The 15357-nt window shown below is 64.2% G+C and carries 15 protein-coding genes; 3 read left to right on the top strand and 12 right to left on the bottom strand.

All coding sequences use genetic code 11. The annotated features are described in order from the left end of the window. Positions 1-88: 88 nt before the first annotated feature. The 3 genes from rpoD to rpsU form a co-directional block, all read right to left on the bottom strand. Entirely contained in the window at positions 89-1942 is a 1854-nt protein-coding gene (gene rpoD / locus HNO52_RS04780) for an RNA polymerase sigma factor RpoD (RefSeq protein WP_197568058.1), read from the bottom strand. A 248-nt stretch (positions 1943-2190) separates the two neighbouring features. Beyond that, positions 2191-4014: a DNA primase gene (gene dnaG / locus HNO52_RS04775; protein ID WP_197568057.1), complete on the bottom strand. Its 1824-nt coding sequence runs from the start codon at positions 4012-4014 to the stop codon at positions 2191-2193. Positions 4015-4157: 143 nt separating this feature from the next. Then, a complete protein-coding gene (gene rpsU, locus HNO52_RS04770) occupies positions 4158-4373 on the bottom strand; it encodes a 30S ribosomal protein S21 (protein WP_010629611.1) in 216 nt (71 codons plus the stop codon). Positions 4374-4599: 226 nt separating this feature from the next. Between rpsU and tsaD the strand changes: the two genes are divergently transcribed. Continuing rightward, positions 4600-5637, top strand: coding sequence for a tRNA (adenosine(37)-N6)-threonylcarbamoyltransferase complex transferase subunit TsaD (tsaD, locus tag HNO52_RS04765; RefSeq protein ID WP_197568056.1), 1038 nt, complete (start codon positions 4600-4602; stop codon positions 5635-5637). 60 nt (positions 5638-5697) lie between these two features. Here tsaD and plsY read toward each other — a convergent pair whose 3' ends face one another. Beyond that, on the bottom strand, positions 5698-6288 hold the full coding sequence (plsY, locus tag HNO52_RS04760; protein ID WP_442907109.1) for a glycerol-3-phosphate 1-O-acyltransferase PlsY: 591 nt from the start codon (positions 6286-6288) through the stop codon (positions 5698-5700). A gap of 134 nt (positions 6289-6422) precedes the next feature. On the opposite strand from plsY, the gene folB reads away from it, so the two are divergent. Both folB and folK read left to right on the top strand, forming a co-directional pair. Beyond that, positions 6423-6791: a dihydroneopterin aldolase gene (gene folB, locus HNO52_RS04755; RefSeq protein ID WP_197568055.1), complete on the top strand. Its 369-nt coding sequence runs from the start codon at positions 6423-6425 to the stop codon at positions 6789-6791. Next, positions 6788-7285: a 2-amino-4-hydroxy-6-hydroxymethyldihydropteridine diphosphokinase gene (gene folK, locus HNO52_RS04750; protein WP_197568054.1), complete on the top strand. Its 498-nt coding sequence runs from the start codon at positions 6788-6790 to the stop codon at positions 7283-7285. Before folB ends, folK begins: the two co-directional genes overlap by 4 nt. 100 nt (positions 7286-7385) lie before the next feature. Here the strand turns inward: folK and HNO52_RS04745 are convergent, their stop codons facing one another. From HNO52_RS04745 to HNO52_RS04710, 8 genes are all read right to left on the bottom strand, one after another. After that, positions 7386-8525 (bottom strand): tRNA nucleotidyltransferase/poly(A) polymerase-related protein, encoded by a 1140-nt coding sequence (locus HNO52_RS04745; RefSeq protein WP_197568053.1) that lies wholly within the window; start codon positions 8523-8525, stop codon positions 7386-7388. Then, positions 8522-8860: a thiosulfate sulfurtransferase GlpE gene (glpE, locus tag HNO52_RS04740; protein ID WP_197568052.1), complete on the bottom strand. Its 339-nt coding sequence runs from the start codon at positions 8858-8860 to the stop codon at positions 8522-8524. The genes HNO52_RS04745 and glpE overlap by 4 nt, the downstream gene beginning before the upstream one ends. A gap of 25 nt (positions 8861-8885) precedes the next feature. Beyond that, on the bottom strand, positions 8886-9713 hold the full coding sequence (locus HNO52_RS04735) for a symmetrical bis(5'-nucleosyl)-tetraphosphatase (protein ID WP_197568051.1): 828 nt from the start codon (positions 9711-9713) through the stop codon (positions 8886-8888). Positions 9714-9777: 64 nt separating this feature from the next. Continuing rightward, complete coding sequence (apaG, locus tag HNO52_RS04730) at positions 9778-10176, bottom strand: Co2+/Mg2+ efflux facilitator ApaG/CorD (RefSeq protein ID WP_197568050.1); 399 nt, start codon at positions 10174-10176, stop codon at positions 9778-9780. Beyond that, positions 10173-10985: a 16S rRNA (adenine(1518)-N(6)/adenine(1519)-N(6))-dimethyltransferase RsmA gene (gene rsmA, locus HNO52_RS04725; RefSeq protein ID WP_197568049.1), complete on the bottom strand. Its 813-nt coding sequence runs from the start codon at positions 10983-10985 to the stop codon at positions 10173-10175. The genes apaG and rsmA overlap by 4 nt, the downstream gene beginning before the upstream one ends. A gap of 48 nt (positions 10986-11033) precedes the next feature. After that, positions 11034-12086, bottom strand: coding sequence for a 4-hydroxythreonine-4-phosphate dehydrogenase PdxA (pdxA, locus tag HNO52_RS04720; protein WP_197568048.1), 1053 nt, complete (start codon positions 12084-12086; stop codon positions 11034-11036). A gap of 4 nt (positions 12087-12090) precedes the next feature. Beyond that, positions 12091-12759, bottom strand: coding sequence for a SurA N-terminal domain-containing protein (locus HNO52_RS04715; RefSeq protein ID WP_197568047.1), 669 nt, complete (start codon positions 12757-12759; stop codon positions 12091-12093). 48 nt (positions 12760-12807) lie between these two features. Beyond that, positions 12808-15231 carry an LPS-assembly protein LptD gene (locus HNO52_RS04710; RefSeq protein ID WP_197568046.1) on the bottom strand — a complete coding sequence of 808 codons (2424 nt, stop codon included), beginning with the start codon at positions 15229-15231 and terminating at the stop codon, positions 12808-12810. Between the last annotated feature and the right edge of the window lie 126 nt (positions 15232-15357).

Raw genomic sequence — 15357 nt, 5'->3', positions numbered from 1 at the left:
ACTTCCTTCTCCACCACCTCCAACGCAAGACGCCTGCAGCCATGGCTGCAGGCGTCTAGTCGTTTGCCCGAGGATCTTCGGGCGAGCGCTACTCGTCGAGGAACGAGCGCAGCGGCTCCGAACGGCTGGGGTGGCGCAGCTTGCGGAGTGCCTTGGCCTCGATCTGGCGGATCCGCTCGCGCGTGACATCGAACTGCTTGCCGACCTCCTCGAGGGTATGGTCGGTGTTCATGTCGATACCGAAGCGCATGCGCAGCACCTTGGCCTCGCGAGCGGTCAGCCCACCCAGCACGTTGCGGGTGGCCTCGATCAAGCCCTCGCCGGTAGCCAGGTCGACCGGCAGCTGCATGGTGCCGTCCTCGATGAAATCACCCAGGTGCGAGTCGTCATCGTCGCCGATGGGCGTCTCCATGGAGATCGGCTCCTTGGCGATCTTGAGCACCTTGCGCACCTTGTCCTCGGGCATTTCGAGGCGTTCGCCCAGCTCTTCGGGCGTCGGCTCGCGGCCCATCTCCTGCAGCATCTGCCGCGATACGCGGTTGAGCTTGTTGATTGTCTCGATCATGTGCACCGGGATACGAATGGTGCGCGCCTGGTCGGCAATCGAGCGAGTGATCGCCTGGCGAATCCACCAGGTAGCGTAGGTCGAGAACTTGTAGCCGCGGCGGTACTCGAACTTGTCGACTGCCTTCATCAGGCCGATGTTGCCCTCCTGGATCAGGTCCAGGAACTGCAATCCGCGGTTGGTGTACTTCTTGGCAATGGAAATCACCAAGCGCAGGTTGGCCTCGACCATCTCCTTCTTGGCCCGGCGCGCCTTGGCCTCGCCGATAGAGAGCCTGCGGTTGATTTCCTTCAACTCCCCCACCGCCAGTTGCACCATATCCTCCTCGAAGGCGATACGACGCTGGGCACGCTGAATGTCGGCACGCAGGGGCTCCAGGCGCTCGGCGAACTTGGCGTTCGCCCCCATGAACTCGTCGACCCACTGTTGACGCGACTCATTGCCCGGAAATGCCTTGATGAAGGTCTTGCGCGGAACCTTGGCCTTCTTGACGAACAGCTGCATCACCGTCTTTTCTTGAGCACGAACCTGCTCGACGCTGATACGCACCTGACCGACCAAGCGTTCGAAATGCTTGGGCACCAGCTTGATCGGCGAGAACAGCTCGGCTAGACGCTCCATCTCGACCTGGGCTTCCGGGCTGCCCCGGCCATGCTTGGCAAGCGCTTCGCGTACCAGTTCGTTCTGTTCACGGATCTGCTCGAAGCGCGCCTTTGCCTCCTCAGGGTCGGGACCGCCGGTGGTCTCCTCCTCAGCCTCGCCGGCATCGTCATCGTCGTCGCTGGCGTCATCGTCATCGGCGGTATCGCTGAGCTCCTCTTCGGGAACTTCGGCCTCGGCAACGCCGGGAATGCCTTCGTCTGGGTCGATGAAACCGGAAAAGAGATCGGAAAGGCGACCGGGCGCCTCTTCATCCTGGGTGGCGTCGTATGCCTCGAGAATCGATTCCACCGCACCCGGTAGCCAGGCGAGGGCCGACATCACTTCACGCGTGCCCTCCTCGATGCGCTTGGCGATCTCGATTTCACCCTCGCGGGTCAGAAGCTCCACGGTCCCCATTTCGCGCATGTACATACGCACGGGGTCGGTGGTACGGCCCACGTCGCTCTCCACCGCCGCCAGGGCAGCCACGGCTTCTTCGGCAGCCGACTCATCGGCGGAGTGATCCGACATCATCAGGGTATCTTCATCGGGAGCTTCCTCGACGACGCTGATACCCATGTCGTTGATCATGCCGATGATATCTTCCACCTGATCGGGATCGGCAATATCCTCGGGTAGGTGGTCGTTGACCTCGGCGTAGGTCAGGTAACCCTGTTCCTTGCCACGCGCGATCAACTCCTTCAGACGTGACTGCTGCTGCGCATTTCCAGCCATAGAAACCCTATCTCGACGAAGAAGAATGAAGCACCTGAAGCGCTGGGGTGGAGAAAACTCATGAAGCCCAATAGTATAGCGGGAAACTCCGCGAGCCCGCCAGTGCGGCCCATTTGCTCGTTCACTCAGGTGTGTTAGTTTAAACGGTTATGCTGTCGCGGGGGCTCAGTGCATGCCTCCTATGTGGTGGCGGTAGACAAGAATTCAACCCACCACCCGTATCCTTCGTCGTCCGTGACGCCTGCATCTCAACTTCCCAGCTCGGCCAGCAACGTCATGAGTCGCTGTCGCTCCTCAGGCGAAAGCCGCTCTCCCGAGCGCTGCCTTGCCAGAAGCGCATCAATCTGCTCTTGGCACGATGGCCGCCTCTGGTGCCGGCGAAAATGCTCGACCAGACCATCCAGCTCCTGGCCCCTGACACTGCGAGGAATCAGCATTTCGCGCCGGGCCAGCTGCGCCAACCGCTCGCCCTGGGCACTGCCCTGGAAATGAGCCAGCACTACCTGTGGGCTGCGGTAGCGCCCGGCACGTAACAGCCGAACCAGCTCGCGACACAGATTGCCATCTCCCTCTCCCTCCGGACACCAGTCGTCCTCGGCGGGCAGACGTTCGACCAGCGCCGGCTCATGCACCAGGAGTTGCAGCACTCGCGCCACCAGCCCCAACGAAGCTCCCTTGGCCGGCGACACATCGCTCACCGCCCCCTGCCCGACAGGCACTTCGGCAGGCGCAGCACTCGGCTCTGCCGCTGACGCCGCCCCGTCCTCATCACGCGCCAAGAGCGCTTCGAAACGCGACTGGTCGACCCCGGTGCGCCGCGCCAGCTCGCCCAGCAGTACCGTCTGCAGCATGCCCTGCGGCAGGCGGCTTGCCGCCTTGAGCACCTGACTGGCGAAGCGCTCGCGATCCTCGACTCGCGACAGGTCGCGCCCCCGCGCCGCCTGATCGAACAGGAATTCCGACAGCGGGCTGGCACAGGTGATGCGACCCTCGAAGGCTTCACGTCCTTCACGACGCACCAGCGTGTCCGGGTCCTCGCCCTCGGGCAGGAACAGGAAGCGCGCCTCCCGCCCGTCGATCATCTGCGGCAGCACGGTTTCCAGCGCACGGCTTGCCGCCTGGCGTCCCGCCTTGTCGCCATCGAAGCAGAACACCACTTCGTTGACCATGCGAAACAATCGAGCCAGATGCTCCTCGCTGGTAGAGGTTCCCAAGGTAGCAACGGCATTACGGAGGCCGTACTGAGCCAGCGCCACCACGTCCATGTAGCCTTCGACGATGACCACTCGCTTCAATCGCGGGTTGGCCTGTCTGGCCTCATAGAGTCCGTAGAGTTCTCGTCCCTTGTGGAAGACCGGTGTCTCGGGCGAATTCAGATACTTTGGCTTCGCATCACCGAGCACCCGGCCGCCAAAGGCAATGGTGCGCCCACGCACGTCGCGGATCGGAAATATCACTCGATCGCGGAAACGGTCATAGGTCCGCCCACTCTCCTCGCGCTGCACCAACAAGCCGTACTCGACCTGCACCGCTTCCGCTATGTCCCGCGCACTCAGGTGGCGCTTGAGCGCCTCCCAGTCGTCCGGGGCATAACCGATGCCGAAGTCGCGACACACCTCTTCTGCAAGACCGCGTCGAGCCAGGTAATCCCGTGCCGACTGTCCTTCGGACATCTTCAACCGCTCACGATAGAAGCTGGCCGCGAGCTCTAACAGGTTGACTCCTTCCTGACGCTTGCGTTCACGCGCCTGGGCACGTGGATCGTCGGCGCCCTCCCGCGGCACCTCGAGCCCCAGCCGTGACGCCAGTTGATCCACCGCTTCGGGAAAACGCAGCTTGTCGTACTCCATCAGGAAACGCAGGGCATTGCCATGGGCACCGCAGCCGAAGCAATGGTAGAACTGCTTGTCGGCACTGACGGTAAACGACGGGGACTTTTCCTGATGGAAAGGGCACAGACCGGAATAGTTGCGCCCGGCCTTCTTCAGCTGCACTCGCTCACCCACCACTTCGACCACGTCGACGCGTGCCAGCAAGTCATCGATGAAACGCTGAGGGATCTGGCCGGCCATGCAGGTCTCGCCACCTCCCGTCGGGGCAGATGAAGGAAAGAGTGGAACGGGTCGTGAAAAACAAGCGGCCACCTGACGGCAGCCGCTTGGTCATCCTTCCGAAAGCACCGAAGCCCAAGGCGTCGGTACTCCCTTAGTACGGATCAATAGAGCCGTTCGAAACGCTTGCGCTCACGCTGGAGCTTCTTGGCGTGACGCTTCACCGCAGCAGCTGCCTTGCGCTTGCGCTCTGCAGTCGGCTTTTCGTAGTGCTCGCGACGACGCACTTCGGAAAGGATGCCGGCTTTTTCACAGGAACGCTTGAAGCGGCGCAGCGCGACGTCAAACGGCTCGTTATCACGTACTTTGACAGAAGGCATTAAGCACTCACCTACCTTAGAAATCTTGAGTTCGGTTCGAACGTACTCCTATGGCTGGAACCGTGCCGTTTATCACGGCAGGCATGGCCAGGTGCACGACCCAATTGTACAGCGCACAGTATTTTAGTCGGCGACATCAAGCATTGCAAATCTGCGTGTCTGGGAAGGGGATGGCAACGCTCCGATTTGGTAGAATGCCGGCTTTCACTCTTCACGAGCCTGCACCATGCGAGTCCTTGGCATCGAGACCTCCTGCGACGAGACCGGCGTCGCGATCTACGACACCGACCGCGGCCTGCTGGCCGACGCCCTTTATAGCCAGGTCGCCATGCATGCCGAGTACGGTGGCGTGGTGCCGGAGCTCGCCTCGCGTGACCACACCCGGCGTTTGCTGCCCTTGATTCAGCAGGTACTCGACGAAGCCGGCATGACCCGCCGCGAACTGGATGCCATCGCCTATACCGCGGGGCCGGGCCTGGTCGGCGCCCTGATGGTCGGCGCCAGCACCGCTCATGGGATGGCCCGAGCGCTGAATATTCCGGTACTGGGCGTGCACCACATGGAAGGTCATCTCATGGCCCCCATGCTCGAAGAGCCCTCGCCCGCCTTTCCCTTCGTCGCACTGCTGGTCTCCGGCGGCCATACCCAACTGGTCGAGGTCCAGGGCCTGGGAAGGTACCGCCTACTCGGCGAATCGGTCGACGACGCTGCCGGCGAAGCCTTCGACAAGGCTGCCAAGATGCTCGGGCTATCCTATCCTGGTGGCCCCTTGGTGGCCCGGCTGGCCGAAGCGGGCGACCCGGGGCGTTTTCGCTTCCCCCGCCCCATGACCGACCGCCCGGGCCTCGACTTCAGCTTTTCGGGGCTCAAGACGCACACCCTGACCACCCTGCGCCGGCTCGAGCAGGCGGGCAAGCTCGACGATCAGGCGCGCGCCGACGTCGCCCATGCCTTCGAAGAGGCCGTTGTCGATACTCTGGTGATCAAGTGTCGCCGGGCACTCGATGACACCGGCCTGAAGCGCCTGGTCATGGCCGGCGGCGTGAGTGCCAACACGCGCCTTCGCGAGCGCCTCGCGCATGAGGTCGTGAAGCGCAGTGCTGAGGTCTATTACCCACGCGGAAGGTTTTGTACCGACAATGGCGCCATGATTGCCCTTGCCGGCGCACTGCGGCTGCTGGCCGGCGAGCGTGACGAAGTCGGTCGCATGCAAGCCGTGCCGCGCTGGCCGATGGAAACCCTCGCGGTACCGGCCGGCAGCTGACACTCGGTGCCCTCGCCCTCCAGGCAGTCTGGAAAATCGTGCGGGCACGCTCATGGCGGGCTAGAGTCCCGGTTCGTCGCCGTGACGCAGCCGGTGAATATTGAGCAGGTGCCGCACCAGCACCAGTGCGGTAAAGGTCACCACCACCAGCACGTAATCCGGTGCCAGCCACAGACTGGCCAGCGGAGCGATGCCGGCACTGACCAAGGACGCCACGGCTGCCGTCCGCACCCGCCAGGCCAACAGCACCCACAAGGCGGCACAGCACAACGCCACCCAGGGCGTCAGTACCAACAGCACGCCGAAGGCGCTGGCCACTGCCTTGCCGCCACGAAAGCGATGCCAAGGCGGGTAGCTGTGTCCCAGCAGCACGGCCAGCCCGACCACACCTTGGGCCCATGGCGCCAGACCAAGCCCCATCGTCAGCCACAGCGCAGGCATGCCTTTCAGTGCGTCGAACAACAAGGTTACCGCCGCCAGCCGGCGACCATGCAGGCGCAGCACGTTGGAGAAGCCCGGGTTGCCCGAGCCCTCCAGGCGGGGATCCCCAACGCCTGCCACTCGACAGACCCATAGCGCGCCCAAGCAGGAGCCGCTGGCGTAGCCCAGCAATGCCAGTGTCAACAGCAGCAGTAGCCCTTCGACCGTCACCCGCCCCCGCCTCCTTCATGCACCCGTCGCAGCATGATGCCAGCCCCGGCGCCTCGGGGACAGCACCGCAAGCCTGTCATTGTGTCCCGACGCTCACGTACAATCGGGCCTCCTTTACCTGCTTGGAGCCGTGCATGGACTGCGTACTGATCGAGTCGCTCGAACTCGAGACGGTTATCGGCGTATACGATTGGGAGCGCAGCATACGTCAGCGGCTGACGCTCGACCTGGAACTGGCCACCGACATTCGCCCGGCGGCTGCCGACGACGACCTGACCAAAACGCTCGATTACGCCGCCATCAGCCAGCGTATCGCCGGCTTTGCCGACGAGCATGACTTCGCCCTGGTCGAAACCTTCGCCGAGCGCCTTGCCCAGCTCTTGATGGGAGAATTTGGCGTACCCTGGCTGCGGCTGACACTGCGCAAGCCAGGTGCCGTGCCCACAGCGGCAGCCGTAGGCGTGCGCATCGAGCGTGGCACACGCCAGGAGAGCACTCGATGACCCAGGTAAGCGTCAGCATCGGCAGCAACATCGACCGGGAGCATCACGTCCGAAGCTGCCTGGATGCCCTTGAGGCCACCTTCGACGGCCTCCTCGTCTCGCGCGTTTATGAAAGCGAGCCGGTAGGCTTCGAGGACGGCCGCAATTTCTACAACCTGGTGGCGGTGTTCGACAGCGACTGGTCGGCCGGGGAGCTACAGGCCTGGTGCAAGCGCATCGAGCAAGATCACGGCCGCCGCAAGGGCACGCCCAAGTTCAGCCCACGGACGCTGGACATCGACCTGCTGACGGTTGGCGATCTCGTCGGCGAACACGACGGGGTCATGCTGCCGCGCGACGAGATTCTTCATCACGCCTTCGTGCTGCTGCCACTTTCGGAGCTGTTACCGAATACGCCCCATCCCGAGGTCGGGCGCACCTACGCCGAGCTGTGGTCCGAATTCAAGGCCGACGATCAGCGCCTATGGCCCGTAGCGTTTGCTAGGAATCCTTAGGCGGTGCGGTAGACTCCGCAACAGAAGCCTTTCGTGGAAGCGTTCTAAACAGATCATCGAGCGCATCAACGCCGACGGCTGAGCCGGCGGCAAGGCGCAGTCAAGGCTGCGACAGTTCGCGCGCGAGTATCGCCTCGCGACGTCGCCCCAGCTCCTCGCCCAGCGCGCCGCCACTGAAGCCTTCCGCCAGCAGATCCCTGGCCTCAAGCCGGGAAACCGAACGCCACGCCCATTCGAGCCGCTCGGCCAGAGCCGAATCATCCACCGCCAGCAGGGCCAGCAGGGGCTCAACTCGCTCGCTTCGCCGCCAGGCATCGATACCGTCCAGCCAACGCTTCACGTTATTCGCATCGAGCATGGCTTGGTGGCGCAGCTGGCGGGTAAGCGCAGCCTGGCGACCCAGGTCGCGATAGCTGCGAGGCAGGCGCAACCGCTCGGCCAGCGCCTCCTGCCGGGCTTCGTCGAGATGCTCTACCAGCCGTGCCCAGCGCCAGCGGGGGCGCTCCTCATCGAGTATGCCGCAAGGTAGTCGGGAGAGCCTGTCCAACGCCCTGCCGAACGCCGGACCGTCCTCGACGAGTTCCGGCGTCAGTACCTCCAGCGCACCGCAATTCTGCAGGGTACGGAAGTAGACCGCAGGGTCGGTCTCCCCCAACGCCTTCTCGGTCTCGGTCCAGACTCGCTCTGCCACCAGATGCGAAAGCTCGCCGCTCTCGACGAGCTCGCGCATCAGCGCCCAGGTTTCCTCGGCGATGGCGAAGCCGAGCCCGGCGTAACGTGCCAGGAAACGCGCGGTACGCAGCACCCGTAAAGGATCCTCGACGAAGGCCGGCGAAACATGACGCAACTGCTTGGCTTCGAGGTCGACCATGCCGCCGTAGGGGTCGACCAGCTCACCCTCCGGCGTCTCGGCCATGGCGTTGATGGTCAGGTCGCGGCGGGCCAGGTCCTCTTCCAGCGTCACGTCGGGGCTGGCGTGAACCTCGAAGCCGGTGTACCCATGGCCGGACTTGCGCTCGGTACGCGCCAGGGCGTACTCCTCATGGGTCTCGGGATGCAGGAAGACCGGGAAGTCGCGCCCCACCGGGCGGAAGCCGCGACGCTGCATCTCCTCCGGCGTCGCCCCCACCACGACCCAGTCGGTATCGACGGTGGGCCAACCCAGCCGAGCGTCGCGCACCGCGCCGCCAACGCGATAGACCGCAAGGCCTTCGCGACAGCGATCCTGCAATCCGCTCATGGACGACCGCGCTCCACCCGTTCGGGCAGACGATGCTCCCATTCGGTGAAACCACCATCGAGGCTGTAGACTTCGGCGAAGCCCTGCCCCGCCAGCCAGGCCGCAGCCTGCTGGCTCGAGTGGCCGTGGTAGCACACCACCACCAATGGCTGCTCGCGAGGCGCCGATTCGAGCAGTGCCGGTGCGCTGTCGTTGTCGAGGTGACGGCTACCGGGAATGTGGCCGCCGGTGAAGCTCATGAGGTCGCGAATATCGACCAGGATGAGCGGGTCGTCGGCCTCGATCCAGGCCGTCAGGGTATCGATCGTCAGATGTTGGAACGAAGGGGTCGCCATAAGGCCTCCCATATAGCAGAAATGGTCAGCGGCGCTGACGACTGGGTACGCCGATGCGTTCACCGCTAGAGAGATTCAGCGCGACGAGGCTGCCACCCCACACGCAGCCGGTATCCAGTGCTTCGGCGCGCACCCGGGCACCTTCGGCACGCCCCTCCAGGGCCGCCCAATGGCCGAACAGTAGCCGCGGGTCGTCGCTGCGAGGATAACGGAACCAGGGGGCGAAACCGGCAGGGGCGCTGTCGAGCCCCTCCTTGGCGCTGAAATCGAGACAGCCGTCGGCGTCGATGAAGCGCATGCGCGTCAGCACATTGACGATGACGCGCAGGCGATCGATACCGTCGAGCGATGCCGCCCAACAGGCGGGCTCGTTGCCGTACATTCGCTCGAGAAAGGACCCGCTGCGCTCACTTCCGAGCCGCTCCTCGACCTCACCGGCCAGCTCTGCCGCCTCCCCGGGGGACCACTGAGGCAGAAGACCGGCATGCGCCATCACGGTATCGCCCTGCCCCTCGAATACCTGGCGCACCAATAGCGGCCGCGACTGCAGCCAGTCGAGCAGCGCCTCTCGGTCGGGAGCGGCCAGGATCCCGTCCAGGGTGTCCTTGCGGTTGAGCCGGGCTCCCCCGCGCGCCACGGCCAGCAGGTGCAGGTCGTGATTGCCGAGCACGGTGAGCGCGGCATCTCCCAGCGCACGCACCTCGCACAGGCAGGCTAGCGATTCGGGGCCACGGTTGACCAGGTCGCCGGCCATCCACAGCCGGTCGCAAACGGGATCGAAGTCGATTCGCTCGAGCAGCTCGACGAACTCGGCATGGCAGCCCTGCAAGTCTCCAATGGCGTAGTCGGTCATGGCATTTTCCATTGCGGCGTGGCTTTGGTCCCTGGCGGCCGAAGTCCGCCCCGGGCCGCTGATATCAGTGTACCTGGTTGGGGCCGGCCAGTCGGAAGGGGGCGATGGCAACCTCGAAGGGACGCTGGCTGGCCGTATCGACGCAGGTGTAGGCGCCCTCCATCACGCCTACCGGGCCGTCGAGAATGGCGCGACTGGTATAACGAAAGGTTTGACCGGGCCCAATCATTGGCTGCTGCCCCACCACCCCCTTGCCGCGCACCTCTTGCACCTTGCCGCTGCCTTGGGTAATACGCCAGTGCCGAGCCAGCAGCTGAACGCTGCGCTTCGAGTGGTTATGAATCGTCACTGTATAGCTGAACACGTAGCGCGATTCGTCGCGCGAGGACTCGTCGTCGCGAAAAGCGGGTTCCACATCGACCAGCACTTCCCGTTCCAATGGCATGTCCGGCGTCTGGGTCATGACGTCGCCTCCGTAGCGGCCAGGTGGTTGGCAATGCGAACGAACTCCTCGACAGCGAGGGTCTGGGGCCGCCGCGCAGGGTCGATACCCAGCTCCGCCATGGCCTCGCCCTCGATCACTCCCTTGAGGTTGTTACGCAGGGTCTTGCGCCGCTGGCCGAAAGCCTGGCGCACGATACTGAACAGCAGGGTCTCGTCAGTGGCTGGACACGGCAACTCGGTGAAGGGCGTCAGCCGCACGATGGCCGAGTCGACCTTGGGCCTCGGCACGAACGCCTCCGGCGGCACCGTGAACAGGTCGTCGACTCGACAACGATACTGCGCCATCACCGACAGCCGCCCCCAGTCGGGACCACCCGGTTCGGCGGCAAGACGTTCCACTACCTCCTTCTGCAGCATGAAGTGCATGTCGGTAATGGCATCGCCCGCCTCGAGCAGATGGGCGATCAGCGGCGTGGAGATGTTGTACGGCAGATTGCCTACCACCCTCAGTGGCTCGCCGTCGCCACGCAGGGCGCTGAAATCGAACTTCAGCGCATCGCCTTCGTGCACGACGAACTCCGGGTAGTTGAAGAACTGCACGCGCAGACCCGGGATCAGGTCACGGTCCAGTTCGATTACCTCGAGGCGGCCACCTGCTGCCTCGATCAGCGGCGCGGTCAGGGCGCCCTGCCCGGGGCCGATCTCTACCAGCCGGTCGCCCGGGCGCGGCGAGATCGTGCGCACGATGCGCGAGATGATGCCGGGGTCACGCAGAAAATTCTGGCCGAAGCGCTTGCGAGCGCGATGAACCGGCGGGCGCGATGCCATGCGAAGAGTCCTTGTATGGGTCAGTGCAGAAACCGACGTCTATTGCTGCTATCTCGGGGCGGCCGCTCCGCGACTGGTCATCTCGGCGGCCAGCGCTACGGCGACTCGAAGGCTGCCGGCATCGGCCAGGCCACGGCCGGCCAGGTCCAGCGCAGTGCCATGGTCCACCGAGGTGCGTACGATCGGCAGGCCCAAGGTGATGTTGGCGGCTCGTCCGAAGCCGGCATACTTGAGCACCGGCAGGCCCTGATCATGATACATCGCCAGCACGGCATCGACGTCTGCCAGATGACGCGGCGTGAACAGGGTATCGGCCGGTAGCGGTCCGTCAAGGGCGAAGCCTTCAGCGCGCAAGCGCTCGATACAAGGCTCGATCACCTCGATCTCCTCACGCCCGAGATGCCCGCCCTCGCCGGCGTGAGGGTTGAGACCACACACGGCGATGCGCGGTACGCCAATGCCGAACCAGCGCTTCAGGTCCGCATGCAGGATGCGAAGGATTCGCTCCAGGCCGGGCCCGGTGATGGCATCGGCAACCTCACGCAGCGGCAAGTGAGTCGTGGCAAGCGCCACTCGCAACGCACTGCTACCCTGCCAGCCGACCTGCCCGGCATGCAGAGCGCTGTCGGTGGCCAGCATCATGACCACCTCATCGACGCCACAGGCATCACGCAGGTATTCGGTGTGTCCACGAAATCCGGCGTGGCCGGCATCCAAGATCACGCCCTTGTGCAGCGGCGCGGTGACGATGCCGTCGGCGCTCCCGTCAAGGCAGGCGGTGACGGCCACATCGAGGGTCTCGAGTACATAGCCGGCATTGGCCACGGCCAGTTCTCCCGGCCGGCTCGGCGCGCGCAGCGCTACCGGCCATACCGGCAGGACGCCGTGGCGCGCTTCCGGCACCGGCTCGCCCCGCGCAAGCTCGAGCAGGTCGATATCGAGACCCAGCAGTGCGGCCCGTTCGGCCAGCAGCGTCGGGTCCCCCACCGCCACCACTCGCCCAGCGGGGCCTTCACCCAGCGCCAGTAGCAGGGTCAGCTCGGGACCGATGCCGGCGGGCTCGCCGCTCGTCACGGCCAGCACGGGAGAGGGTGACCGCATGCTGTCAGCTGCCGCTGGCGAGTCGGTTGTCGACGAAGGCCTCGGCACGGATCTCCTGCAGCCAGGCATCGAGCGCCTCGTTGGCTTTGCGCTGGAATACCATCTGGCGCGCCTGGTCGGGGCTCACGCTGCCGCCCTGCTGCTCAATGAAACGTTCAACCTCACGATTGCTGACGTTGACTCGTCCCCCTATCTGGCGCTGATGCAGCTCGCGCAGCAGCATCTCGCGGCGAATCTCCTCTCTGACGGTGGCCATGGAGAGTCCGTCGGCTTCCAGCGCATCGGCAAACTGGTCGAGGTTCATGCCGTTGCTCTCGGCAATTTCGCGAATCTGGCGATTGAGAGCGGTATCGTCGATGGATAGCCCGGCATCCGCCGCCATCTGCAGCTGGATCTGCTCGAGAATGATCTGCTCAAGTACGTGTTCGCGCAGCGTCGACTCGGGCGGTAGCTGCTGTCCCTGGGCGGCAAGTTGGCTGCGCGCCTGCGCCATACGCTCTTCGAGCTGGCTCTGCATGATGGCCTGCTCGTTCACCACGGCCACGATACGATCCAGGGCCTGGCGCTGTACCGGCTGGAAATTCTGTTCCTGGGCCATAGCCGCAAGCGGCACGGCGCCGAGGCACAAGGCTAGCCCCAAGGCGCCCAGAGTGGCGATTGGTGAAATCCGCATGGTTCTCGTTCCTCTCATGTCTCTCACTTGTGTGGCATCCCGTGCCGATTAGAAAGCCGTGGTACGGTAGCCAGGAATGGCACGTTCAAAGTAGTCGCCGGCATCGCCGCCGACGCCGCCCAACCCCTTGAAGACGAAGCGCAGGAAGATACCTCGGTCAGTGGTATCGTCCTCGATGGTATTGGCGGTGTCGTTGTCCTCGACCCACTCACGCCACACCAATTGCACGCCGTAGCAGCAGTCGTTCCACTGCACACCGGCCATCTGATCCAGACTACGTCTGTTGGTGTGGTCGTACAAAAAGCGACCTATCAAATCTATTCTCGGATTGGCCCGGTAGGCGAAGGAGAGCTCATATTCCTCGCGGTCGTACCCCAGGCGGTCCTCATCTTCTCCCGAAGGATCGAATCCTTCGAGTTGCCAATTGTAGGCAAGGTTCAACACATGGCCTCGTGGGTCGCGATAGGCGACACCTACGCTATTTCTCTCGGTCCGGTTGCGCTGATCGTCATAGAGCCACTCATAGCGCGTACTCCAGCGCTCGTTAACGCGCCAGTCAAGACGCGTGACCACCGGTGAACGATCCCGTGTCGCCTGGTAAAGACGCTCGCCGTCATCGAGCGCTGGCGAAGGCAAGGTATCAGGATCGCCGGCCATGTCGATATTGCGGTCGTCGAAATAGGCCGCCTGCCCCACACCGATCATGAAACGTTCACGACCGGCGGCATCCTCGAGGAAACGACTGCTGATTGCGTAAGAGAGACGATGGAGGTCACCGATACGATCGGCGCCGGAGAAGCGATACGGCGACCACAGCTGGTTCCAGGAAAAGGCACGTTCGTCGCTATCGAACTCAGGAAACTCACTCTGGTCGCGAGCGGGAACGTAGGCGTAGTTGAACCGCGGCTCCAGCGTCTGGCGATAGGCGCGCCCTCCGAGGTCCAACTCGCGCTCGAATACCAGACCGCCATCGATCGAGGTAACCGGCACCGCCCGCTGCAGGTCGGTATCTCGCTCCGTCTGGCGCTCGCCGTAGTCCAGGTCGTAGGCGGTATAGAGCCACTCCACCCGCGGCTCCAGATGGCCCCAGGTCTCATCGAAACGCCACCCGGTTGCGGGTGAGAGATGCAGGCGGGTGCCGATGGCCGCCTCACGTAGAGGAACGCGATTGCGATCCACATCTCGCCAGAAATAGGTGACGTTGGATCGCCATTGCTGATAGAGCCCCCCGGACTGTGTCCAGCGTGCATTAGCGGTCAAGCTGGGCAGGCGATAGAAAGGCTTGTCGCGGTCGCGCAGCGGGTCTTCCAGCTTCTGGTAGCCCTGGGCACGTGCCTCAAGATTCCATACGTCGCCGCGATAGTCGAGCTGGGCCAGGCGGGGCATGCTGCTGGGACCGTCGCCGAAGGCACTGCCGAAATCGTCGAAGTAGCGCCCGTCGCTGGCCGCCCCATAGCGCAGGTTGTAACTCGTGCGCGAATCGAAGTACCCGCGGTGCAGGTAGTCCACGTACCAGCGGTCCTCGCCCTCGTAACGCCCCGCCGCGCTGTCAGAACCACCGCCGTCGCTGGAGAGATAGGCGCCCTCGATCTGCCCGGCATCGCTGGGAAAGAGATAGCGATATTCGCCACCGAGCAATAGTCCGTGCCCACTGATCCAGCGCGGCGTGATGGTGGCATCGTGATTGGGCGCGATATTCCAGTAGAACGGCTGGGCGTAATCGAGGCTGTCGCTGGAGAGCCCCAGCGCGGGCCACAGAAAGCCCGTATGGCGGCGATCGTCGATGGGGAAACGCACCCAGGGCCAGTAGAACACCGGCACCCCACCCATCTCCAGGCGCGCGTGGCGGGCGGTGCCAAAACCGCTCTCGCGATCGAGCACCAGATCACTCGTCGCCAGTCGCCACAGGGAATTGCCGGGGTCGCAGGTGGTAAAATTCGACGAAGTCAGCCGGTAGCGTCCATCCTCCAACCGCGCCAGTTGCAGCGCATCGCCGCGCAGGTGCTGGTCGTGAATCACGTAGTGGGCCGAATCGATGCGGGCCGCATCGCTATTGAGCGAAACCTCGGCTGCCTCGCCACGCACTAGCAGGTTGAGATCGCGCAGCGCGAGAGGCCCCTCGGCGTAGGCCCAATCCCGCTCAGGCGGTACGCTCACCCGTGGTGATTCAAGCTGGCTGTCGCCACGCCGCAGAACCACTTCACCGCCGAGAATCGTCTCGCCGTCGTCCCCGTAATAGGCAGTGTCGGACTCGGAGCGAACCTGACCGGGCTCGTCGGTGGCGGGCAGGCGATAAGCCGGCATCACGTAGACGCCACGGCACAGCGCCTCGGCGGGGCGGTCTTGGCCCCAGGGATGCCAGTCGAGCTGCCATGCCGGTAACGGCTCGAGCGCCATCGTCGATGGCGCGCCAAAGGTCAGGCCGGATGTAATCAGGCCGGCCAACGCCGCACCTGCATGTCGCTTGCCCATGGTCCCTCGATGTCCTTGGCGAAGAGAATCGGTATTATACAGACCGCACCCAGCCTGTCGTATGCGACAGACCGCTCAGCATGCGGCGGCGCCCTACGAGCGTCAACCGGCAGCGCTCAGCACAAC

This window comes from Halomonas sp. MCCC 1A13316 (assembly GCF_014931605.1).
Lineage (GTDB): Bacteria > Pseudomonadota > Gammaproteobacteria > Pseudomonadales > Halomonadaceae > Halomonas.
Note: the sequence above shows the minus strand (reverse complement) of the source record. Positions and strands in the feature narration are given on the sequence as shown.

Bases quoted from the DNA above. Each gene is read 5' to 3' on its own strand.
- rpoD (WP_197568058.1), bottom strand. From the start codon at position 1,942: ATGGCTGGAAATGCGCAGCAGCAGTCACGTCTGAAGGAGTTGATCGCG.
- dnaG (WP_197568057.1), bottom strand. From the start codon at position 4,014: ATGGCCGGCCAGATCCCTCAGCGTTTCATCGATGACTTGCTGGCACGC.
- rpsU (WP_010629611.1), bottom strand. From the start codon at position 4,373: ATGCCTTCTGTCAAAGTACGTGATAACGAGCCGTTTGACGTCGCGCTG.
- tsaD (WP_197568056.1), top strand. From the start codon at position 4,600: ATGCGAGTCCTTGGCATCGAGACCTCCTGCGACGAGACCGGCGTCGCG.
- folB (WP_197568055.1), top strand. From the start codon at position 6,423: ATGGACTGCGTACTGATCGAGTCGCTCGAACTCGAGACGGTTATCGGC.
- folK (WP_197568054.1), top strand. From the start codon at position 6,788: ATGACCCAGGTAAGCGTCAGCATCGGCAGCAACATCGACCGGGAGCAT.
- HNO52_RS04745 (WP_197568053.1), bottom strand. From the start codon at position 8,525: ATGAGCGGATTGCAGGATCGCTGTCGCGAAGGCCTTGCGGTCTATCGC.
- glpE (WP_197568052.1), bottom strand. From the start codon at position 8,860: ATGGCGACCCCTTCGTTCCAACATCTGACGATCGATACCCTGACGGCC.
- HNO52_RS04735 (WP_197568051.1), bottom strand. From the start codon at position 9,713: ATGACCGACTACGCCATTGGAGACTTGCAGGGCTGCCATGCCGAGTTC.
- apaG (WP_197568050.1), bottom strand. From the start codon at position 10,176: ATGACCCAGACGCCGGACATGCCATTGGAACGGGAAGTGCTGGTCGAT.
- rsmA (WP_197568049.1), bottom strand. From the start codon at position 10,985: ATGGCATCGCGCCCGCCGGTTCATCGCGCTCGCAAGCGCTTCGGCCAG.
- pdxA (WP_197568048.1), bottom strand. From the start codon at position 12,086: ATGCGGTCACCCTCTCCCGTGCTGGCCGTGACGAGCGGCGAGCCCGCC.
- HNO52_RS04715 (WP_197568047.1), bottom strand. From the start codon at position 12,759: ATGCGGATTTCACCAATCGCCACTCTGGGCGCCTTGGGGCTAGCCTTG.
- HNO52_RS04710 (WP_197568046.1), bottom strand. From the start codon at position 15,231: ATGGGCAAGCGACATGCAGGTGCGGCGTTGGCCGGCCTGATTACATCC.